This is a genomic window from Marisediminitalea oceani (genome assembly GCF_003731635.1).
GTDB classification, from domain to species: Bacteria; Pseudomonadota; Gammaproteobacteria; order Enterobacterales; family Alteromonadaceae; genus Alteromonas; species Alteromonas oceani.
The window spans coordinates 1-22,494 of record NZ_RCUA01000082.1; the positions used below are offsets into that span (position 1 = coordinate 1).

The window sequence follows — 22,494 nt, forward strand, 5'->3', positions numbered from 1 at the left end:
TAGACACAATGACTCCCTGTGAAATGCTAGCCTCCGCATTTTCGTGGGTTAACTTTTCAGCCAGAGCCATAATTAGTTTGTTCAATACTAAATCAATTTGGAGGCTAGCATGAACAAACATAGCATGATTTTTATCGGATTGGATACGCACAAAGAATTTCATGAAGTGGCGTATTGTGAAGAGCAGCGCGGGGCGAGTCCGGTTCACTATGGCCGCATCCCCTCTTCCAAAGTCAGCGTTAAGAAGCTGCTACGTCAGTTTGAATCGAAATACCCTGGCGCCACACTGCACGTGGTTTATGAAGCTGGCCCTTGCGGTTATTGGATTTACCGGCTTATTACCAGTCTGGGGCACTGTGGTTACGTGGTCGCCCCTTCACTTATTCCTAAAAAGCCCGGTGAGCATATTAAAACTGACCGCCGTGATGCACTGAAACTGGTGAAGTTATTAAAGTCTGAAGACCTCACGCCTATCTATGTGCCTGAGCCGGAAGATGAAGCCATACGTGATTTATCCCGTGCACGTGAAGCAGCAATGAAGGATTTAAAAGAAGCCAAGTACCAGCTCAAAGCCTTACTGCTTCGCAACAATATTCGTTACGAAGGCACCGCCAACTGGTCGAAGAAGCACCTGCGCTGGCTCACTGAACTTATATTGCCTCATCCGGCGCAGCAAATTGTTTTGCAGGAACAGTTGCAAACCATTGACGAACGCATCCGGCGACTGGAGAGACTGGATAACGAATTAACTCATCATGTTCACCAATGGCGATATTATCCCGTTATAAAAGCTATTCAAGCTATGCGGGGTGTCAGGTTATTGGTGGCTGTGGGTGTTGTAGCAGAATTAGGCGATTTACACCGGTTCGACCACCCCAGAAAACTCATGGCGTACCTGGGCTTAGTACCCAGCGAACATTCTACGGGTGGTAAACGCAACATGGGGCCTATTACCAAATCCGGTAACGGCAGAGCCCGGCGTTTACTGATTGAAGGTGCGCACAGCTATCGATATCCGGCAAATGTCTCTACCGAATTACAATTAAGACAGGAAGGTTTACCCAAAGACATTGTCGATATCGCCTGGAAAGCGCAACTTCGTTTGTGCAAACGCTACCAGCGCATGAGCAAGAAAGGTAAGCACTACAATTTAATCATCACCGCGATTGCCAGAGAAATGGCCGCTTACATCTGGGCCATCGCGAAAGAAGTGGTACTCACACCGGTTAATCCAAAACTACGGTTAAGCCGAGTACCCGCATGATAAACGAGTTTGAGCTAACGCATTCAGATCAGGCCGCGGAATGTGGCACAACCTACGAGGGCGTTATGATGGCAATTGCTTTACCGTGATTGACCCACGAGCATAGACTGATGAGAAGGTGCCACGGCGGATTGAGTAAGGTCAGCTCTGCTTATTCAATGAATAAGTAACCTACGAATACCAGCATAACAACCGACGACATTACTGCCTCATCCGGTGCGTTAGCTCATTTATTTTGAGTGAGAAATACAACTGATTATGGACTGAAAGAGTGTCAGGGGAGCACTCGTTCAGGGTTGACAAAAGGAGTCATACCAACGCCCCACTTAGGGGCAAATACACGTAGGCTAAAACTGGAGCGAAGCGACTGAGCCTACGTGTATTTGTCCCAGCCCGCTCGCGGGCGCCTACAGTGGTTTGTTAGCTGCCAACTTCTTCAATTCTCTTATTAATTCTTCTTTAAAACTACTGAGTACCTGTGTTTGGCTACACGATTGCAATTTGGGTTGTTCTCCAAAATTTCCGAAAATCAGATATTTGTAGCCAACGCCAGATGGTGAAGCACAAGAGCTATAGGAAACTTCGGACATAAGTATGTCAGTGTCCCGATGACCTTTAAACTCTTCTTCAATTGATAAAAAATTAGTAACTTCAGTTTCGCCGGTAAGCTCAGATGACTGTATTTGCCCAATGTAAACATAGTCAGCTTTTTCGAACGATTCAGCAAGGCTTGGAGTTGCGCAAGTGCAAGCAAAAGAGAAACTGCTAAAAAAGATTGAGCTTAAAAATAGAAATACTCTCAAGTGACCTCCTGGCAGCTAACAATTTAATAGATTCAAAAATGGTGTATTTAATTACACCATTTGGAGTGTTTATTTTTCTTTCTAAAATACACCTGGCTCTTGTAAAATCAACTAACTACATAATCACGTTGATTAGTTTTTCTTTCTACTACAGCTGAAATACATCACTTTGGTTGATTATTAAAACTTGGAGTAATTCGCAACTTCAAGCTGCTATCAGTTCATCACTGATTGGTTTTTCCCTAACCGCTTCGCTTTATACAGATTGCTGTCGGCAATTTTAAATGCGCTGCTTAACACGCCTTTTCGGGATGTCACATCCGATACGTTCAGTGAATCAAGTACGCTTGCTACGCCTACGCTTATGGTAACGCTTAGTGGTTCGTCTACACCCGGTAACTGATATTTGTCGGCGCTGATACTGGTTACCAGGCGGCGGGACAGCTCTTCTGCCGATTGCTTATTTTGTAATGCTGCGTAAATCACAAATTCTTCGCCGCCAAAGCGAGCAATCATGTCTTCTTCCCGTAGTGCTTCCTTTAGTCGGGCTGCCACATTTTGCAGGATCAAATCGCCGGCGTGATGACCATACTTATCGTTTATGCGCTTAAAGTCGTCGATATCCACTATCAGGATATAACCCTGTAATTGCCGTTTATCGGCAATTCGACGCTCAAAACCCCGCCGGTTAAGTACCTGGGTTAAAAAGTCTATCTGAGCTTCCTGAACCTGGGTTTCGAGTATGGCGCGGTGACGCTTACCTTTGATGATCGACAGCACGTACAAACCACCCAGAAAAACCAGATTAATAAACAGCACCATGGCCAGCATGGTAGCGTGGGTGGCGATGGGTCGCCATACAGAGTCTGCGTTAGTGCTAAATGACATCAGGCCAGCGCTTAAAACTACTACCCACCGGCTCATAATGTTTTCCTGCATAAACTAAAGTAAGTGTCAAAAATTAACGCTAACAGAGAAAAATACAGCACTGAAAGTGCCCCTACCGCTGTAACAGGACCGGTAAGTTTAACCGGAATGCTGAACATCAATATGCACTTGGCTAACAATAAATGAGCCCAGCCTGCACAAATTAACAACATAAAAACCTGTCGGCGGCTCAGCGCTTCGATATTTTTATGGTAGGTGTAAAGGCCAGCACTAAAAATGAGCAGTGATACGGCACTGTAACCGCCCAGAAACATTGCGGTGTTCCCAGCTTCAGCTGATAGGCTGATTTGCCAGAAGTCCGGCAGCGCTAACATACTAATCACGTCCAGCGTAGTGAGTATTTGTATCAGTTGATCATAGTTGATAGAGGTCACATTGTTTTCGTCTGCCAGAGCGAGAAAGCGCACGAAAGCAATAATGATAAAAACCGAAAAACCTGCCCAAAGCCAGAGTATTAACCGGTAGAGGTGTGGATAAGAAAATAAAGACAACAACTTTAGTTTGTTTAACAAACCCGCCTTCCTGGCTTCAAGTTACTTTTACTAAAACTAAAGTACTATTTTTCGTCAAAATGTCAATGAAGCATCCATGTAATTAAACACACCCCACCCTGCCTGAAAGTTTAAACCTGTAGGCATTGGCAACATTTTGCTATAAATTAATGACTGGTAATTCGGGAGATCATCATGAGCACGTTTACTTTAAGCACCTCAACTCAGCTATCATTCAAACATGTCGCCGCGGCTACGCTTGGGTTATTGCTCATCCCTTTTATTGCAGGCCTGTTTACCGCACAGGTTAACTGGTCGGTATCAGACTTCATGGTAATGGGCAGTCTGCTATTTATCACCGGCAGTGCCTTATTGGTTACTTATCGATACGTAACACGCCCGGCACAATTTATTGCAACCAGCCTCGTGTTGCTCACGTTTCTTTATCTGTGGGTTGAACTGGCAGTAGGTGTTTTCTTCAACCTTGGCAGCTAGTTAACTCACTCCAACGGCTGGTTAATATTTATCAAACCGAATGACTAATGATTATCTGTGGTGCTATTGGTTCTGACGTCGGTGGTCCGGTTACCAAGTTAGCCTTGTTTTCCAGTACTGAGTCCCGCAAATTGTTGGTTTCCTCGAAATAAATCACCTCGCGCATAGCGAACCGGCACTTATCTGTTAGACTCTAAACCATGCACTTTCCTGTTATCTTTGCTAATCAGCCCAATTAGCCAACGAGGCCTATGCAGACATCCACTAAATCAATCCGGCAACGCTGGCTTACTGTTGAAGTTATTTTAATTACCGCTGTTGCCTATTTTGTGCTGGGTTATATCGGTCAGTTAATGGCGGTGCCGCCAGGCTTTGCCACTATTATCTGGCCTGCCGCTGGCCTCGCTCTCGCCGCTGTCTTAGCTTTTGGCCAGCGCGCATTACCGGGTGTTTTCATCGGTGCTTTTAGTATCAGTGTCTACATTCGCATAAGTGGCGGGACCGAAATCAATGATTGGCTGATCCCAATTCTCATGGCGCTTTACGCAACGTTACAAGCCCACGTTGGGTATCTACTGGTGCGGCGTTTTGTTGGCTTACCCATGACCTACCGTAAGCCCGCGGTGATTTTCCGATTCCTGTTTATTACTGCTGTGCTGAGCACGCTGGTAGGCTGTACCTTAAGCGTAATGTTACTGCTGCAACAAGGTATCATCAGCGAGGAGAACCTGCTGTCTACCTGGTTAAGTTGGTGGACGGGCGATGCCATCGGAGTTATTTTCACTCTACCCTGGCTATTATCCTTGTTTCCACGCCTCGCGGTTACGCCTTTTCCCCGCAGTCGCTTTACTATTGCCTCACTGGCCGGGTTTACACTGTCTGCTGCCGTATTATGTACACTGGCCATCAACGAAGAGCGCAACAAGCAAAACGCCGAGTTTAATAACGATGCCAGCACCCTGGCCAATAATCTGGAAGCCAGTGTCAGCAATGCCACTAACATCCTTTACTCGGTTGCAGGACTGGTAAAGGCCGAACCCAATCTAACGCCTACGCAATTTCGCCGCTTTACCGCCAGAATTCTTGATGAAAACCCGGTTTTACAGGGGTTATCCTGGAATATCCGAGTGAGTGGCGATAACGTTCACCAGCTTCAGGCCCGGCTTCAACGTAGCTATGCGGCAGAGAACCCCAGCCACGAATTTGCCATCACTGAGCGTAATGCTAACGGTGAGCTTATCCCCTTCACGCAGCGCCCTTTGCATGTTGTGGTAAGTTTTATTGAGCCTTTTGCAAACAACATAAAAGCCCTTGGTTACGATGTGTACTCGCAGGCGTCCCGCCAGGAAGCGTTAAAGGTGGCCTGGCAAACCGAACAGATCTACCCCACTACGCCTATCATGTTGGTACAAAACGACAGCCAGCAAGCTGGAGTATTACTGTTTCTGCCAGTTAAATCCGAGCATCAAAATAGCTTTCAAAACGGTTATGCCACCGGCGTTATTCGCGTGCAGGATTTGGCGTCACTGGCTTTTAGCAAGGCAGCAAATAACAATGCTATCTTGTTGATGGATCCCATGGCCGGTATCGAGTCCGGCATCCTGTACAGTAAAAACCTGACCCCTGCGCAGCAACAGCGGTTATCTTCCGCCAGTGTTGATGAGCAACAGCTTAGCGACGAATTTCCCCAGCTTAATCGTTACGAAATATCGCTGGGAGCCAGAAGCTGGGTACTGTATATCGCCAACGAAAGTATCTTTATCTATCAACCCTGGGGAGTACATTTGTTACTCGCCAGTGCCACTTTGTTTGCCGGTCTGCTTGGCTGGTTTATGATCATCGTGGCCGGCTACACCGATGAAATAGAATTTGAAGTAGATAAACGTACCAAAGAGCTCTCGCTCACTAACCAGCGCCTGGTCCTCTCAGAACAAAGACAAAACGAAGCCATGCAACAGGCCGAGAAATCAAACCGCGCCAAGAGTGAATTTCTGGCCAACATGAGTCATGAGATCAGAACGCCCATGAACGCCATTCTGGGCCTTAGCCGGCTTGGCCTTAAAGATCACACGCCGGATCAGGCGAAAGACCGGTTTAACAAAATCCACCAGGCCGGCGAACTGCTGCTGAGTATCATCAACGATATTCTCGATTTTTCTAAAATTGAAGCCAATAAGATGAATCTCGAGTCGGTGACTTTCTCGCTGCGAGAAATTATCGGTCAACTCGATGATTTATTCCGTGGTCAGGCGGAAAGCAAAGGGCTTAGTTTCTCCTGCCGCTTTGGCAAAATCTCCCAGGCGTACTTTGTGGGCGATTCTTTGCGTATTAAACAGGTACTGGCCAACCTGTTGAGTAATGCCATTAAGTTTACCCACGAGGGAAGTGTTACCCTGATGGTCGAGCAACAGGAAGACAGTAATGGTAATAACCTGCTTTGCTGGCATGTTCAGGACTCAGGGATTGGGATGAGTCCGGAATTACAGGCGGTATTATTTGAGGCCTTTACTCAGGCCGACTCGTCCACCAGCCGGGTTTATGGCGGCTCCGGGCTGGGAATGACCATCAGCCATCGCCTCACCACCGCCATGGGAGGTGAGTTAAATGTCAGCAGCGAGTTAGGCAAAGGCTCTGAGTTTACCTTTACTGTGCCGGTTACCGTGGCAACTACCGAACAACGGGCTCATTACCAGAACCTCACCAGTAGTACCCCGGAAGTAGAACTGCCGGGGCCTGCTAACATTCTGGTGGTGGAGGACAACCTCATTAATCAGGAAGTCATAAAAGAACAGCTCACTGGCCTGGGCATGAATATCACTCTTGCTAATAACGGTCAGGAAGCCGTCGATGAGGTACGCGAGAAAACCTTTGATATTGTATTAATGGATGTGCAGATGCCGGTGATGGATGGCTACACAGCCACCCGAGAAATCCGCCAGCTGGGCATTGCGGTGCCAATTATCGCCCTCACTGCCGCCGCCATGTTTGAAGATAAACAAAAAGCGCTTGCTTCAGGCATGAACGACCACTTAAGCAAACCCTTTAAAGAAGCCGAGATCCTGGCCATGATAAGCAAATGGTATAACCACTCTGCCAATGAGTAAAAGCGCGCGGTAGCAGGCATGTAAAATTCGCGCGTGATAGTGCTATACTCCGCAGCAAATTTTGTTGAGTCAGTGCCTTATGTCTAATTCTCCCTGGTTATCATTATCCGATGCAATCGCTACCATGCTCAGTCAGACGCAACCGGTAAGCGTTAGCGAAAAAGCAGATGTAAAAGCGGCCGTTGGCCGGGTACTGGCCATTCCGGTAGTGGCTTCGATTAACGTGCCGCCCTGCAATAACTCGGCGATGGATGGTTATGCGCTTAAAAGCAGCGATGGCAAGGCAGGTAATACGCTCGAGGTCGTCGGCGCTGTTTTTGCTGGTGACAGTCAGTCGCCAACCGTGTTACCCGGCCAGTGTGTTCGTATTATGACGGGCGCCCCTATTCCGACCGACTGTGATGCGGTGATCATTCAGGAAAATGTCAGCCGGGAAGACGATACCATTACGCTGCAAACCGATACTGCGCCACTTGCCAATATTCGTGAGACCGGCAGTGATATCGCCCGCGGCGACCAGCTGTTTGATGCCGGGCATCGCTTAACGGCCACCGACACCATGTTATTAAGCTCACTGGGCCTCGCTTCAGTAGACGTTTATCGTCAGCTTACTATTGGCCTGCTTGCCACCGGCGATGAATTAGTCGAAGCCGGTAACCCACTTGCCACCGGCCAGATTTACGAGTCAAACCGCACCGGTGTAGCTGCATTATTGCAAAACTGGCAGGTACATATTAACAATTTTGGGATTGTGGCAGATGAGCCGGAAACCCTGAAGCAGGTTTTGCAGGAGGCTCAGCAAACCTGTGACGTGATCATTTCTAGTGGCGGTGTCTCAGTGGGCGATGCTGACTTTGTTAAACCCGTGCTCGATGAACTCGGCGAGATTGGCTTTTGGAAAGTCGCCATTAAACCGGGTAAACCCTTTGCTTTTGGCCGCTTAGGCAACGCGGTATTCTGCGGCCTGCCGGGTAACCCGGTGTCAGCCTGCGTTACTACCGAACAATTAGTGGTACCGGTGATCCGCCATTTGCAGGGCGAAACCGGTTTGGGTAACGGCCATCGCCTCACCCTCAAAGCACAAATTACCCGCGATATTAAACGTCGCGCCGGACGGCTGGATTTCCAGCGCGCGGTGTTCAGCCAGAATGCAGATGGCACGCTTATCGTTACGCCACTGGCCAAACAAAGTTCCGGGGTTATGACCAGCTTTAGCAAGGCAAACTGCTACATGCTTATCCCGGCCGAAGCTGATGGGCTGAATACCGGTGACTGGGTAGAGATCCAGCCTTTTTCCATTGCCGGTAAACTGGGCTGATGATGGTAATATCGCCACGCACGGCGCTGGAAAGCCGCCGCCTTATTAAACTGGCCTGGCCGTTACTGATTGCGCAGATCACGCAAATGCTGATGGGCGTTAGCGATACAATTATCGCCGGGCGCTACAGCGCCGTAGACATGGCCGCAGTAGCGCTGGGGTTTAGTATTTCTATCCCGATCATGAGTTTTATCCAGGGTATTGCACTGGCGATCCCGCCGCTCATTGCCCGCTTACACGGCGCTAAAAGCACCGATGATGTGGCTAATGCCACTCAGCAAGCTGGCTATTTGCTGTTACTGGTGAGTATTGTGCCGTTCTTTGGCGCGTTTTACGCCAGTAGTATTGTGAGTTTGTTTCCCATGGAAGCCAACCTTGCCGGGATCACGGCCGAGTATGTGTACTACGTGTTTCTGGCATTTCCGGCCTTTGCGCTGTACCAATGGTCACGTAATTACTGTGAAGCGCTGGGCCATACTAAACCCAGTATGATCATTACGGTTATTGGTCTGGCGGTAAATATCGCCGGAAATTTCCTGTTTGTTTACGGTGGTTTTGGCATCGAAGCCATGGGCGGTGCCGGTTGTGGTGTCGCCACAGCGCTCGTGTTTGTGGCTATGGCCATCGCTACCTTAATTTACATCACACTGGCGCCCCGGTTACGCCGTTATCAGTTATTTGTGTACTGGCATAAACCGCACTGGCGCACCATTTCACAAACGTTTCGGCTTGGTCTGCCGATCGCCATGACGGTATTGTTTGAGGTCACCTTATTTGCAGTGATAGCGCTGTTGCTGGCCCCGTTTGGCGCCAACATTGTGGCCGCCCATCAAATTGCCTTAAACTTTTCGGCGTTAATGTTTATGTTTCCGCTCAGTATGGGCATGGCTATTTCCATTCGGGTAAGTTACCGGCTGGGTCAGCACCGAATTCGCCAGGCTCGTGTGGCAGTAAAAAGTGCTATTGTCATTGGTCTGAGCGTGGCCTGTTTAACCGCTACCTTTACGCTATTGGCCAAAGGCCTGATCATCAGCCTTTACACCAGTAACGAGGCGGTATTTGCCATCTCATCACAACTGTTAATATACGCAGCCTTGTTTCAGTTTTCTGATGCCATTCAGGTTATTTCTGCCAATGCTTTGCGGGGCTACAAAGACACCACCGCCATGTTCTATATTACCTTTTGTGCCTACTGGCTGATTGGGCTTCCCATTGGCGTCATTTTAGGTCGCACAGACTGGCTCAGCAGCGAACCCATGGCAGCCGATGGCTTCTGGATAGGTATTATTGCCGGATTAACCAGCGCCGCTATTATGCTCGGCTACCGCCTGTACATTGTGCAGAAAAGGCTCGAATCCGCCCCGGCTTGAGTTGAAACGGGGTGTCATTGGGCTAACCGGAATTGCACGCCTGATATTAATACGTAATCATAAATGCAGATTCACATGGGAGTGGTGTATGGAAGATCTTTTCCTGCTGCGGTATTTTCTGGCAGGCTTTTTTACGTTTGTTGCTGTGTTTTACACCGCACTCATCCTATATAAAAAGCGCTCTCACCAGCCCGTTGTTACCATGGGGCCTACTTACAGCTGCCATTGGTGGAACCACCTGGCATTCAGAGTCTTTCGCGCCACCATCTGGCTGGTATCCGTTGTGGTTGCCTTCCAGCCAGTGGCATTTGAATATCTGGTGCCTTTCGAATGGCTGCTTATAGTGCCGTTGCAATGGTCTGGGGCTGGCTTTTTGCTGGTTGGTTTTGCACTTGCCGTGAGCGCCAATTTCTCACTGGGTAAGCAATGGCGCAGTGGCATTGTTAACCATCACGACCACGCCCTGATTGAGCACGGTTTGTATAGCATCAGCCGTAATCCTGGCTATATCGGCGTTGCCATTGCTCAGGTTGGCTTTTTTATGGCTTTACCGAGCCTGTTTAGCTTGGTTTGTCTGCTGGTTGGACTGGCAGCGCTGCGCAAGCAAACCCATCTAGAGGAAGATTTTTTAAATGCCCGCTACCAGGACCGTTATCTGGCTTACCAACAGCTGGTACCGCGCTGGCTGTAACCTGTGATCGACTTTATTCCGGTTCTGATTTACTTTTTTGCGGTTATCGACCCAATCGGTACCCTGCCGGTGTTTATTGCTGCTACCAAACAGCATACGCCGGTGCAGCGCCGCCTTATCGCACTCATGGCGTTTGTGGCCTCCAGTGTTATCCTGCTGTTTTTTATTGTTGCTGGCGAAATCATTTTAACCGCCATGCATATACCGTTAGCGGCGTTTCAGGTAGCCGGCGGCATTGTGCTGTTCCTTTTTGCGCTGACCATGATTTTTGGCGAAAGCAAACCCGAACAGGAAATTAAAATGGCGGCCACCATTCGGGAAACGGCAGTTTTTCCTATTGCCGTGCCTTCGATTGCCAGTCCTGGCGCCATGTTAGCGGCGGTGCTGCTCACCAAAAATAACGTTTATACGCTGTGGGAACAGGCTCAGACTGCCGCCATGATGATGATTATATTGTTGATTACGCTGGTACTTATGCTGGCATCGTCGATTATTATCCGGCTTATTGGCAGTGCCGGTGCCAGTATCATCAGCCGTGTGATGGGATTTATTCTGGCCTCATTGGCTACCACCAATATTCTGGCCGGGATCAGTGATTACTTTGGTCTGAGTGTGGCCGCTGTTAGTTAGTGATAGCGTTGATGGCCGTGGCGGTCGAGGTGGTGATGCGCCGCTTCGTGCCCTGCCCGGCCTTTTTGCTCGGGTTCAGCGTCTTGCCTGGCCGGCTCCGCTGGCCCTTCTGGATAACGAGCCTGACGCCATAAATCACCAATCAGCGGATCGTCCCGTTCCGGCTCTTCGTCCTGCCATTGATAGTGTTTTTCGGCCAGCTTAGGATCCTGGCGCCAGAAAATCAGAGCTGCCATTACGCCACCTAACGCGCCAAAGAAATGGGCTTCGTAAGATATGCCGGGATCGCGCGGGAAGATTGACATGATCATGCCGCCGTACATGAAAAAGGCGATCATCATCAGCGCAACCGAGCGCTTGTCTTTGCGCAGCAAACTCACGGTAAATAAAAAGAAAAATAAGCCGTGACTAACTCCACTGGCGCCTAAATGCACTGACTCTCTGCCAAATAGCCACACGCCGATGCCAGAACCCAACCAGGCAAATATCAGTACTTTTAAACGGGAGTTCGGGTAGCCGTAACGCAGCATAGCGCCCAGTACGATAAGTGGCAGGGTGTTATTAAACAGATGCTCATAAGAGCCATGCACCAGCGCTGAAGTGACTACCCCGTACAACCGGCTCCAGTCATGGGGGATCACGCCCAGTACATTTAACGGCAGATCAAACAGCACGCCTGCCGACTGGATTACCCAGAGCAGCGCAACGGCTATCACCACCGGCAGGATGGCAGAGCTTAATGCATAGTTTGATTTGGCTTGATTCATTACCCAGATATAGGGCTGGGTTCAGATAAATCAATCGAGCTTATGCCAATCAGCCGGATAATCGATGTCAGTCAGCGAGTTAACCCTTTGGGTCTGAATACTGCCTGGAGACACTAATGCCAGCTTTCTGAGGTACTTACCTGCACCGCTATCGCCTTGTAGCTGGTTTAGCACCGTCAGTGATTGGGGTGGAAATATAACTGGCGGGCCAATGATCCCCTGACAGTTTGTAGCGGTGATAACCGGGTTGCTGGCATAGTCTGTTATCAGTGAGCTGATTAATGTTGCAGTGATCCCGGCCTGATCGCCAAGCCCAATCATTAGTCCACCGTAACCTGTTAAATCAAGCGCTGCTGCCGCTCGCACACTCGCAGCCATTCCTTCCTGCCAGTCGTCTACATACTGGTGGGTAACGCCGGTAGGCAGATTTTCACTGATAGCGTTGTGCCAATAGCCGGTAAGCACTGTGATGTCGGTGATGCCTGCTTTTTGATATTCGCTGATGACATGGTGAAGCAGTGGTTGCTGACTGGCCGGGTGCACTGCGAGTAACTTGTTGCCGCCATAACGGCGGGCACAGCCCGCAGCTAACAGTGCCAGTCGCAGGGTCATGCTTGCTCCGGACTGGCTGGCTCCGGCGCGTGTTGTTCGCTGATTAACTGTGGGATTGGTACAGCACCCGGCGGACGATACAACACCAGGGTTTCAGCAATTTTATCCTGAATGGTTTGGCGGTTAGGATCCCAGAATATCTGTAAAAAACCCAGCAAACCGGTGGCAATGCCGGCGGTATATCCACCATAGCGGCCAAAACTTTCAAATAAATTGAGCGGGCTGCCATCAAGCTTTACAACTTTGATGCGCATAATGCGCTTGCCAATGGTATGGCCGCGCCACCACGCAGTGAGCACACTGTAATACAGCGCTGCCCAGCCAAAACCGAGACCAAGATCTTTAATTATGCCATCTACCCAACTGATCAGGCTGTTGGTTTTCTCGGTGTCGTTATCTTTTCCCAGACCAAGTTTTAACACCGGTTCGTCTACTGGCTCAGCCACCTTCTCAGGTTTAGGCGAAGTTTCAGTCTGGTCGGGGTCTATTACTCCCATTGATCCTGCGCTCAGCCCTGCCCTGATGGCTGCCTGCACTTCGTCGTTTACCGTTTCACTGCCTGCATTGGAAGCCTTGCTCTGAGTAAACTCGGCCACAAAAAGCTCGCGTAATTGGTTTTGTTGCGCTTCAGTCAGAACCTTATCGGCGATAAACCCATCAAACACGGCGGTAGCCTCTTGCTCTGTATCCCCGGTGGTGCCGTAAGCCTCACCAAAGCCTGCAGCCACTTCGCTGTAACAGCTAAACTCCCCTTCACAGCTTTGCCATGCATATTTTTGTGCCACTCTAAGGCCGGTAGATACCAGTGCCGAGTCGCGGGGGATCTCCTTGATGGGTGGTGCTGAGTTATAAGACTCAACAATCACATAGGTCACAAAAAACAATAAGCAGGCCGCACTCAGGCGCAGCATCTTGCGTGCAAAACCGCGTTTTTTCTCGCCTTCTGCAAGGTGTTTACCAGCCCGGAAAAACGTAATCGCAACAAAGAACGCCAGTACCAGCGCGTGGGCTGTACTTAACAACACCACAAGGCTGGCATCTATGCACTGGGCAATCAAACGTCGCATGGGCGATGCCAGCGGCTGGCCGAGCAGTTCATCTGCCACACCAAAGGCATACGGCGTAACAATTTCTCGGGTTTCCTTAGCGCTTAACGCCTCCGGCGCTTCGCTTTGCTGTTTGCTGTTGTCAGGTAATTGCTCTGGAGCTTCGACTGTCATGTCACGATTTCCCTGTTATTGTTCTTCTATTTATACTCTTATTGCCGCTTTGAGCAAAATTCAAATTGTTACTTTTTTTGTAATGCCGAAATGCCGTCAGATAAGCCTTGCAAGGTTAACGGAAACATCTTGTCTGCCATTAATTCTTTGATCAGCGCCACCGACTGATAATACTTCCAGTATTGCTGCGGCTGCGGGTTGAGCCAGATGCAGTGACTAAAATGACTGGTAATCCGGTTTAACCAGGTCGCTCCCGGCTCCTCATTCCAGTGTTCAACGCTGCCGCCAGGGTAAGCAATTTCGTAAGGCCCCATGGTGGCATCACCAACAAATATCACCTTACAGTCCGAACCGTATTTGTGAATGACATCCCACACATCCATACGCTCATTTTCGCGCCGGGCGTTATCTTTCCACACCGATTCATACACACAGTTATGAAAATAGTAGTAATCGAGGTATTTAAACTCGGCGTGAACGGCCGAGAAAAGCTCCTCAACGCCTTTGATATAGCTGTCCATGGAACCGCCTATATCAAAGAACATTAACACCTTAACGGCGTTGTGCCGTTCCGGGCGCATATGGATATCAAGCAGGCCTCCCTGCTTAGCCGTATTGGAAATGGTGGAGGAAATGTCTAATTCTTCGCTGGCTGCACCACGGGCGAACTGGCGTAACTTGCGAAGCGCCATTTTAAGGTTACGCGTACCCAGTTCCGCATTGCCATCGAGATTCTTAAATTCCCTTTTATCCCAGACCTTTACAGCTGAAAAGCGGCGATTTCCGTCTTGCCCGATGCGCACGCCTTCGGGGTTGTCGCCATAGGCACCAAACGGGCTCGTACCGCCGGTGCCAACCCATTTATTACCGCCAGCGTGGCGTTTTTCCTGTTCATCGAGTCGCTCACGAAGCTTTTTCATCAGCTCATCGAGGCCGCCTTCCTGGCGTAACTTTTCGCGCTCTTCGGCCGATAAGCGTTTTTCAAATTCCTTGCGCAGCCACTCCTCGTCGATGGTATCGCCAAACAAGTCGATGGCTTCCACACCTTCAAAATAACTGGCAAATGCGCGGTCGTACTTGTCGAATTGAGATTCATCTTTAACCAGCGTAATACGCGCCAGATGATAAAAGGCCGCCACATCAGCAAAGATAACCTGTTGCTCCAGTGCCCGGATTAAATCCAACAGCTCGCGCAGGCTGGTTTTTACCCCGTAGCGTCTGAGCGTAAAGAAAAAATCAACCAGCATTAGCGACGTGCCATAAAGACCAGTTTTTCGAACAGGTGAATATCCTGCTCGTTTTTAAGTAACGCGCCATACAGCGGCGGAATACTGGTTTTCCCCTCTTTGTCCTGCAGCGCTTCCGGTGGAATATCTTCGGCCACCAGCAATTTCAGCCAGTCAATCAACTCTGAGGTAGAGGGCTTTTTCTTAAGGCCAGGAATATCCCGCAGTTTAAAAAATGACGTTAATGCTTCCTCTAACAGGCGTGATTTAATCTTTGGAAAATGCACTTCCACAATCTGGCGCATTTCATCTGGCGTTGGAAACTTAATGTAATGGAAGAAACAACGCCGCAGGAACGCGTCAGGCAATTCTTTTTCATTATTGGAGGTAATCACCACAATGGGTCGGATATCCGCTTTAATGCGCTGCTGGGTTTCGTAGACGTAGAATTCCATCTTATCCAGTTCAAGTAGCAGATCGTTGGGAAACTCAATATCGGCCTTGTCTATTTCGTCAATCAGCAACACCGGGCGTTTTTCGGCCTCAAAGGCCTCCCATAATTTACCTTTTACAATGTAATTGCCGATGTCGTGCACCCGATCATCGCCTAACTGCGAGTCACGCAGACGCGACACTGCATCATATTCGTACAGGCCCTGCTGTGCTTTGGTGGTAGATTTGATGTGCCATTGAATTAAATCTGTGCCTAAGCTGGCCGCCAGTTCCTCGGCCAGCAAGGTTTTGCCCGTTCCCGGCTCGCCTTTGATTAACAGGGGTCGTTCGAGGGTAATCGCCGCATTTACTGCCAGTTGCAGGTCATTGCTGGCGATATAACTGTCGGTGCCTTGAAATGCCATTAGGATCCTTATTTAGTTTAACCATTAAAATAACCATATCATATAGCAAAAATCACTTTGCATTTTATGACTTAATAACAATGATATAAGGGTAACCAAATAAGCTCCACCAATAATCTCTGTGAGATTTGTCAGCCTGAACAAAAGCGCGCTGGAGCCAAGACAAACAAAAGGAATAACCATGCAAGTATTTGAAGATAATTCACTGGCCATTGGTAATACGCCACTCGTGAAGCTAAAGCGCGTGACTGGCGGTAACGTATACGCAAAAATTGAATCCCGTAACCCAAGTTTCTCGGTTAAGTGCCGTATTGGCGCTAACATGATTTGGGATGCCGAAAAACGCGGTGTCCTCACCGAAGGCAAAGAAATTGTTGAGCCAACCAGTGGTAACACCGGTATTGCGCTGGCATTCGTCGCCGCGGCCCGTGGTTATAAAATCACCCTGACCATGCCTTCAAGCATGAGCCTTGAGCGTCGTAAGCTGCTTAAAGCCCTGGGTGCTAACCTGGTACTTACTGAAGCGCCTAAAGGCATGAAAGGTGCCGTTGCCGCCGCTCAGGAGATTGTTGATTCCAACCCGGATAAGTACGTATTACTGCAACAATTTGAAAACCCGGCCAACCCGGAAATTCACGAAAAAACCACCGGCCCGGAAATCTGGGAAGCCACCGACGGTAAAGTTGACGCGTTTGTAGCAGGCGTAGGTACCGGCGGTACCATTACCGGTGTTAGCCGTTATATCAAGAACACTCAGGGTAAAGCAATTACCTCTGTAGCGGTAGAACCGACTGATTCACCGGTTATCACGCAGGCGAAAGCGGGTGAAGAACTGACTCCGGGACCACACAAAATTCAGGGTATCGGTGCCGGCTTTATTCCGGGTAACCTCGACCTTGATCTGGTAGATGAAGTAGAACAGGTCAGCAACGATGAGTGTATGGAAATGGCGCACCGCCTGATGAAAGAAGAAGGTATCCTGGCGGGTATTTCTTCTGGTGCAGCCGTGGTTGCCGCCAAGCGCTTTGCTGAGCGTCCTGAGAACAAAGACAAGATTGTGGTAGTGCTGCTTGCCAGTGGTACCGAGCGTTATCTGTCCAGCCCACTTTTCGCTGGCGCCTTTGGCGATCAGGAAGAAGTACAGTAATTGATTACTCTATAATCAATCAGAAACGGGGCCTCATGGCCCCGTTTTTTTATCCGTTTGCCAAATAAATAGACTAAAGTTACAGTAAGGGACTGATTAATACCGGTGGTTATAATTATGCCGTTACGCTTTCGTTTATTTATTATCCCTTTTATTGCTATCTTCCTGCTCAGCGCCTGCGAAAAAGAAGAGCGCATTGGCCGCTACGGCATGCTCGATGAAAACACCCCGGAATATACCGCGGTAATGTTTATTCGGGGCGTGTACCTGGATGAAAACCTTGACCGTGCAGTGGAGTTAAGTACCGATCGCATGGCCCGGATCCTGAAACGCTATCACACCCAGAACAATGTTCAGCGCCACGTATTTAACCTTAAATACGATACAGTGGAAGTGACTCCACAAACCAGTCAGTCGGTTGGCCGAACCGAATATGCCGACAACGCTAATGTTACGTTGTTTTTTTCTGGTCAGTATAACGGCGATAAAGTCGAAGATTTACGTACGCTGGAGCTTAAGAAAGTGAGCGGTCAGTGGAAGGTCGATAAAATTCAGGCTGATCCCTTTTTATAACCACGATCCCGGGCTGGCCGGGACCGTAATAGTCTATCGATAGTGATTAATCGGCTAAGTGCAGGATCCAGCCCACCAGCTCATTAGCCTGCTCTTTGTTGATGACCACTGAATTGGGTGGCATCGCAAAACCACTTACCTCACCTTTCCAGTGGCTGGCATAGGGGCTTGAACCATTCAGTACAGTAGTGACCAGCGCTTCCTGAGCATTCTCTACGTCACTGTATTTTTTCGCCACGTCCTGCCACGCCGGGCCAATCGGCTTTAAGCCTGCCGGGCCGCTGCCGCCACTGGCGATTGAGTGGCAGGTAACGCAACCACTCTGGTGAGCCAGATTGATCATTTTAACGTCCTGTGACTCAGTTTCTTTTGCTGCCAGACCGTTTGCCATCAGCGCTGCACCAATTGCCATCAAAACTACTGATTTTTTCATGGGTATTTCCTCATTTTAGTCTCGTTCTGTGAACGAAAAAGCGTGTCTGGTATCAAGCATAGGTACAGTGGATTTCAGCAACAATCCTCCCAAAGTACTGGTTTGAACACCGCGTGATTTAGATCAATGAATTCAGCACCGTAAGCGGTTAATCAGCCGGTAAATGTAAAATACATGTTGCAGGTATGGGTGACATAAACCATGATATTGGCCGAGTTTTAATCAGGACACCTCAGGATATTTATCACTATGAAATTAGAATCCATTGCACTGCATCACGGTTATGAGTCTGAAGCCACTACCAAGGCAGCGGCTGTACCGATTTATCAAACCACTTCCTACACCTTTGACGATACGCAGCATGGCGCTGACTTATTTGATCTTAAGGTGGCGGGCAACATTTATACCCGCATCATGAACCCCACCACGGCGGTACTGGAAGAACGCGTGGCGGCAATGGAAGGTGGTATTGGTGCGCTGGCACTGGCCTCGGGTATGGCAGCCATCACCTACGCACTGCAGGCCATCTGTGAAGTAGGTAGCAATATTGTGAGTACCAGTCAGCTTTACGGTGGTACCTATAACCTGTTTGCCCATACTTTGCCGCGCCAGGGCGTGCAGGTAAAAATGGTCTCTCACGACGATTACGATGGCTTTGACAAAGCCATTGATGAGAACACCAAAGCCGTTTTTTGTGAGTCTATCGGTAACCCCGCCGGTAACGTGGTAGATATTCAGAAACTGGCCGAAATTGCTCATAAACATGGTGTGCCGGTGATCGTTGATAACACCGTTGCTACGCCTGTTTTGTGTCGCCCCTTTGAACTGGGCGCAGATATTGTGGTGCACAGTCTCACCAAATACATTGGCGGCCACGGTACCAGCGTGGGCGGCATTATTGTGGACAGCGGTAAGTTTGACTGGGCTGCCAATAAAGAGCGTTTTGCCGTGCTGAATGAGCCTGATCCGTCCTATCATGGTGTGGTGTACACCGAGGCCCTTGGTCCTGCGGCCTACATTGGCCGTTGCCGGGTAGTACCACTGCGCAACACCGGCGCAGCTATCAGCCCGATGAATGCCTTTCAGATCCTGCAGGGACTGGAAACCCTGTGCCTGCGTATGGAACGCCACTGCGAAAATGCCGAAAAGCTGGCAGCCTACCTGAGTAACCACGAAAAAGTCAGCTGGGTAAACTATGCCGGCCTGGCCGATAGCCCCTATCGCGCCACCTGTGAGAAAATCACCGGCGGTAAGGCATCAGGCATCTTAAGTTTTGGTATTGAGGGCGGCCGTGAAGCCGGCGCACAGTTTATTGATGCGCTGCAGATGATTTTGCGCCTGGTAAACATTGGCGACGCCAAGTCACTGGCCTGTCACCCGGCCACGACAACGCACCGTCAGTTAAACGAAGAAGAGTTAGCCAGTGCCGGAGTAAGCGCCGATCTGGTGCGAATATCAGTAGGCATTGAAAACATCGACGACATCATCGCCGATGTGGAGCAAGCACTAAACGCCGTTAGCGTATAGTAAAAAACTGCTCCTAAATACTTCAGCTCATAACTATTGTATTGGAGCCTTAATATAAGTCGGAGAAAGAACAGAATGTGTGCCCTTCTTCAGTGTTGTCATTGTCACTGGCATACATAACAAATTAGAAGAATCATCATGGATGAGGATTCAGTCGATGCGGCACATGGGTGACGAATAACCGAAATGCCAGTGGCATTTCGCAGTATAAGGAACGACACGCCATGGATGGCGTGGCTGGGATGAATCACAGGGACGTTTGGTACGATAGACTCTACTATACTACCGGCGACTCCGGCAACGAACGGTAATCATCATTCTTTGGTAGCCGCAAACAGCAGGTGGTAAGTATTACCTCAAATAATTAACTTATTTTTAGAGTTGGTTGTTAACGCCTAAAAATAAAAAGGCCGGTAAGTGATGCTTACCGGCCTTTCTTTCATCTGATGTACCTTAAAAGCGCTGTGTTATTTGCCTACTGCAACGCCTTCACGTCGTGGATCGGCGCCGCCCACATAGCCTTTTGGGGTTACCTGTATACCGTGCAGACCGCTATTCAGGTCGACTACTTTGACTTTATGGCCAAGCGCTTCTAACGGGCCCTGCAGGGCTTCTATTGGCGTGCCTTTTTCCAGCGCAGTGTAATCGTTACGATTGGTGATCTTCGGCAGATTAATGGCCTGCTGAATATCCAGGTTGTAGTCAATCACACCAATCAGGGTTTGTGCCACATAGCTCACAATGCGGCTACCGCCTGGTGAACCCACCAGAATTTCAAGCTCGCCCTGATCGTTAAATACCATGGTAGGACTCATGGCACTGCGCGGACGTTTGTGTGGCTCTACCCGGTTAGGTACCGGGAAGCGGTTCATCGATGGCGAGAACGAGAAGTCGGTTAGCTGGTTATTCAGCAAAAAGCCGTCAACCATAATGCCCGAACCAAACATAAACTCGATACTGGTGGTCATGGATACTGCGTTACCCTCTTTATCAACGATAACAAAGTGGCTGGTATTCGGCTGTTCCAGTGAGCTACCCTGGCTGACCTGGGTAGAAAACGGTTCACCGGGGCGGGCAAAGCGCCACGGCTTATCAACCTTAATGCTCTCAGCGCGGCGATGCAGGTAACCTTCGTTGATCAACGCCCCGTAAGGCAGATTGGTAAAGTCACTGTCGGCTATGTATTTTTCACGATCGGCATAGGCTAAGGCGCTCGCCTGCGTATACAGGTTGGCAAATTCTACGCTGTCGATGGGGTATTCAGATAAATCAAAGCCTTCCAGCAGTTTAAGTACCTGAAAAACGTTAATCCCGCCTGAACTGGGTGGCGCCATGCCGCAGATTTGCTTACTACGGTACTCACCGCACACACCGTTGCGCTCAATCGCTTTGTAATTGGCCATGTCCTCGGCGGTTAACGCACCAGGGTTAATTTCTACGCCTTGCACAGCTTTCGCAATTTTTGCTGCCAGCTCGCCGGTGTACATATAATCTGCGCCCTGCTCTGCAATATTGCGCAGGGTTTTGCCTAATGCCTGGTTCTTTTTCGTAGTACCAGCCTGTAGTGGCTTGCCTGCCGGGTAAAAGTAGGTTGCCGTGCTGGGAAAGGTTTTCATGCCCTTGTGGTACTGTTCGGCCATGGTAACCAGTTTTTCCAGCCGCTTGGACACCTTAAATCCCTCTTCTGAGGTATTAATGGCATCGCGGAACAATACCGGCCAGTCGAGTTTACCAAACTGACCGTGAGCCGTTTCTAACGCCTTGAGTGCGCCCGGTACGCCAACTGACTTACCGCCAACCACCGCGTCCAGCCATTTCATGGGCTTACCGTGTTCCATAAACCAGTAGGCATTCACACCCGCCGGGGCCATTTCACGGCCATCGAAGGTGTGCAGCTTTTTAGCTTTGTTATCCCAGTACAACATAAAAGCGCCACCGCCAATACCAGACGATTGCGGCTCTACCAGGGTTAACATGGCCTGCACGGCTACTGCCGCATCGATAGCACTACCGCCCTGTTCGATGATGTTTTTACCCGCCCAGGAGGCATAAGGATTGGCAGCAACTACCATGTAGTCCTGACTGATATGGGCTTTTTTCTCGATATAACCGGTAGCGGCTTCCGGCTCGCCCGCTTCACGGGGTGCCGGGGTTTGCTGAGCCAGAGCATGAAAACTGGAAGACAGGGTTAAGCACCCTGCCAGAAAAAGAATGCGCGTGCGACTACGACTCAAGGTGAATCTTCCTCTTATTTAAATTTTTCCGGGTTAATTGGTCGCTTGTGCAGGAATGCATCAAAAGCTTCCTGCGCAGCTTCTGTGCCCATGGCTTCAATAAACACATCCAGCTCAACATCCATATGCTGGTGAATGGCTTCTGCCTCGTTATTAATTAGTGCTTTTGACTGCAACAAAGCGTAAGCAGGTTTGGCGGCCAGCTTACCGGCAACTTTGTTAACAGTGTCCCGCAAGGCTTCGGGTTCGACAATTTTGGTCACCATGCCAAACTGATAGGCTTCCTGAGCACCAAAGGGTTCACCCAGTAATAACCATTCGCTGGCACGACGCCGACCTGCCATTCGCGGCAGGATATAACTCGATGCATATTCAGGCACCAAACCCAGATTAATGAAAGGCATTACGAACTGGGCTTCACCGTGGGTATACACGAAATCACAATGTAACAGCATGGTGGTACCAATGCCAACCGCCTTGCCTGAAACTTCGGCGACTACCGTTTTTTTACAGTTGAGCAGCGCATTCATAAAGCTGACAGTTTCTGCGAGGTGAGGCTCAGCGCCGTGATTGGCAAATCCGGCGATTTCGTTGCCGGCACAGAACACGTCACCTTCAGCGCGAATAACCACCACTTTACAGCTCTCAGTTTGGTTAACCTCAACCAGGGCATCGGCCATAGTCTGATACATTTCCCGGGTCAGGGCATTTTTCTTTTCCGGACGGTTTAAGGTGATGGTGGTAATGGCATCCTGGGTTTCGATAAGAATATTGCTCATTATGG

At 49.4% G+C, this 22,494-nt stretch carries 21 protein-coding genes; 10 read left to right on the forward strand and 11 right to left on the reverse strand.

Annotated elements, in window-relative coordinates; all coding sequences use genetic code 11:
- Positions 1-109: 109 nt before the first annotated feature.
- On the forward strand, positions 110-1,264 hold the full coding sequence (locus D9T21_RS20635; protein ID WP_123324721.1) for an IS110 family RNA-guided transposase: 1,155 nt from the start codon (positions 110-112) through the stop codon (positions 1,262-1,264).
- A gap of 407 nt (positions 1,265-1,671) precedes the next feature.
- Here the strand turns inward: D9T21_RS20635 and D9T21_RS20640 are convergent, their stop codons facing one another.
- From D9T21_RS20640 to D9T21_RS20650, 3 genes are all read right to left on the reverse strand, one after another.
- Entirely contained in the window at positions 1,672-2,067 is a 396-nt protein-coding gene (locus tag D9T21_RS20640) for a hypothetical protein (protein WP_123327069.1), read from the reverse strand.
- A 216-nt stretch (positions 2,068-2,283) separates the two neighbouring features.
- The gene (locus tag D9T21_RS20645; RefSeq protein ID WP_164464786.1) at positions 2,284-2,991 is read right to left on the reverse strand and encodes a GGDEF domain-containing protein; all 708 of its coding nucleotides are present in this window, start codon (positions 2,989-2,991) and stop codon (positions 2,284-2,286) included.
- Positions 2,988-3,527 carry a hypothetical protein gene (locus D9T21_RS20650; RefSeq protein ID WP_123327071.1) on the reverse strand — a complete coding sequence of 180 codons (540 nt, stop codon included), beginning with the start codon at positions 3,525-3,527 and terminating at the stop codon, positions 2,988-2,990. The genes D9T21_RS20645 and D9T21_RS20650 overlap by 4 nt, the downstream gene beginning before the upstream one ends.
- 174 nt (positions 3,528-3,701) lie before the next feature.
- On the opposite strand from D9T21_RS20650, the gene D9T21_RS20655 reads away from it, so the two are divergent.
- The 6 genes from D9T21_RS20655 to D9T21_RS20680 all read left to right on the forward strand — a co-directional run bounded on the left by D9T21_RS20655 (position 3,702) and on the right by D9T21_RS20680 (position 11,114).
- On the forward strand, positions 3,702-4,001 hold the full coding sequence (locus D9T21_RS20655) for a hypothetical protein (RefSeq protein WP_123327072.1): 300 nt from the start codon (positions 3,702-3,704) through the stop codon (positions 3,999-4,001).
- Between the two features lie 251 nt (positions 4,002-4,252).
- Positions 4,253-7,105, forward strand: a complete 2,853-nt coding sequence (locus D9T21_RS20660; protein ID WP_123327073.1) for a response regulator — start codon at positions 4,253-4,255, stop codon at positions 7,103-7,105.
- 79 nt (positions 7,106-7,184) lie between these two features.
- On the forward strand, positions 7,185-8,423 hold the full coding sequence (moeA, locus tag D9T21_RS20665; protein WP_123327074.1) for a molybdopterin molybdotransferase MoeA: 1,239 nt from the start codon (positions 7,185-7,187) through the stop codon (positions 8,421-8,423).
- Complete coding sequence (locus tag D9T21_RS20670) at positions 8,423-9,793, forward strand: MATE family efflux transporter (protein WP_123327075.1); 1,371 nt, start codon at positions 8,423-8,425, stop codon at positions 9,791-9,793. Before moeA ends, D9T21_RS20670 begins: the two co-directional genes overlap by 1 nt.
- Before the next feature lie 88 nt (positions 9,794-9,881).
- On the forward strand, positions 9,882-10,484 hold the full coding sequence (locus D9T21_RS20675) for a methyltransferase family protein (RefSeq protein ID WP_123327076.1): 603 nt from the start codon (positions 9,882-9,884) through the stop codon (positions 10,482-10,484).
- 3 nt (positions 10,485-10,487) lie between these two features.
- Positions 10,488-11,114 (forward strand): MarC family protein, encoded by a 627-nt coding sequence (locus D9T21_RS20680; protein ID WP_123327077.1) that lies wholly within the window; start codon positions 10,488-10,490, stop codon positions 11,112-11,114.
- Here D9T21_RS20680 and D9T21_RS20685 read toward each other — a convergent pair.
- From D9T21_RS20685 to D9T21_RS20705, 5 genes are all read right to left on the reverse strand, one after another.
- On the reverse strand, positions 11,111-11,881 hold the full coding sequence (locus tag D9T21_RS20685; protein ID WP_123327078.1) for a rhomboid family intramembrane serine protease: 771 nt from the start codon (positions 11,879-11,881) through the stop codon (positions 11,111-11,113). The two genes, D9T21_RS20680 and D9T21_RS20685, sit on opposite strands and share 4 nt — an antisense overlap.
- A 30-nt stretch (positions 11,882-11,911) precedes the next feature.
- Positions 11,912-12,493, reverse strand: coding sequence for a nucleotidyltransferase family protein (locus D9T21_RS20690; RefSeq protein WP_123327079.1), 582 nt, complete (start codon positions 12,491-12,493; stop codon positions 11,912-11,914).
- Positions 12,490-13,713 (reverse strand): RDD family protein, encoded by a 1,224-nt coding sequence (locus D9T21_RS20695; RefSeq protein ID WP_241155777.1) that lies wholly within the window; start codon positions 13,711-13,713, stop codon positions 12,490-12,492. The genes D9T21_RS20690 and D9T21_RS20695 overlap by 4 nt, the downstream gene beginning before the upstream one ends.
- A gap of 68 nt (positions 13,714-13,781) precedes the next feature.
- Positions 13,782-14,960: a vWA domain-containing protein gene (locus D9T21_RS20700; RefSeq protein ID WP_123327080.1), complete on the reverse strand. Its 1,179-nt coding sequence runs from the start codon at positions 14,958-14,960 to the stop codon at positions 13,782-13,784.
- A complete protein-coding gene (locus tag D9T21_RS20705) occupies positions 14,960-15,796 on the reverse strand; it encodes an AAA family ATPase (RefSeq protein ID WP_123327081.1) in 837 nt (278 codons plus the stop codon). The genes D9T21_RS20700 and D9T21_RS20705 overlap by 1 nt, the downstream gene beginning before the upstream one ends.
- 181 nt (positions 15,797-15,977) lie before the next feature.
- Here D9T21_RS20705 and cysK point away from each other — a divergent pair, with 181 nt between their 5' ends.
- Positions 15,978-16,943, forward strand: coding sequence for a cysteine synthase A (gene cysK / locus D9T21_RS20710; RefSeq protein WP_105933201.1), 966 nt, complete (start codon positions 15,978-15,980; stop codon positions 16,941-16,943).
- 117 nt (positions 16,944-17,060) lie between these two features.
- A complete protein-coding gene (locus tag D9T21_RS20715) occupies positions 17,061-17,516 on the forward strand; it encodes a hypothetical protein (RefSeq protein ID WP_123327082.1) in 456 nt (151 codons plus the stop codon).
- Positions 17,517-17,562: 46 nt separating this feature from the next.
- On the opposite strand, the gene D9T21_RS20720 is transcribed toward D9T21_RS20715, so the two are convergent.
- The gene (locus tag D9T21_RS20720) at positions 17,563-17,949 is read right to left on the reverse strand and encodes a c-type cytochrome (RefSeq protein WP_105933199.1); all 387 of its coding nucleotides are present in this window, start codon (positions 17,947-17,949) and stop codon (positions 17,563-17,565) included.
- A gap of 249 nt (positions 17,950-18,198) precedes the next feature.
- Here D9T21_RS20720 and D9T21_RS20725 point away from each other — a divergent pair, with 249 nt between their 5' ends.
- Positions 18,199-19,476 carry an O-acetylhomoserine aminocarboxypropyltransferase/cysteine synthase family protein gene (locus D9T21_RS20725; RefSeq protein ID WP_123327083.1) on the forward strand — a complete coding sequence of 426 codons (1,278 nt, stop codon included), beginning with the start codon at positions 18,199-18,201 and terminating at the stop codon, positions 19,474-19,476.
- A gap of 467 nt (positions 19,477-19,943) precedes the next feature.
- On the opposite strand, the gene ggt is transcribed toward D9T21_RS20725, so the two are convergent.
- The gene (gene ggt / locus D9T21_RS20730; protein WP_377908481.1) at positions 19,944-21,710 is read right to left on the reverse strand and encodes a gamma-glutamyltransferase; all 1,767 of its coding nucleotides are present in this window, start codon (positions 21,708-21,710) and stop codon (positions 19,944-19,946) included.
- Positions 21,711-21,724: 14 nt separating this feature from the next.
- On the reverse strand, positions 21,725-22,489 hold the full coding sequence (locus tag D9T21_RS20735) for an enoyl-CoA hydratase (RefSeq protein ID WP_123327084.1): 765 nt from the start codon (positions 22,487-22,489) through the stop codon (positions 21,725-21,727).
- Positions 22,490-22,494 lie beyond the last annotated feature (5 nt).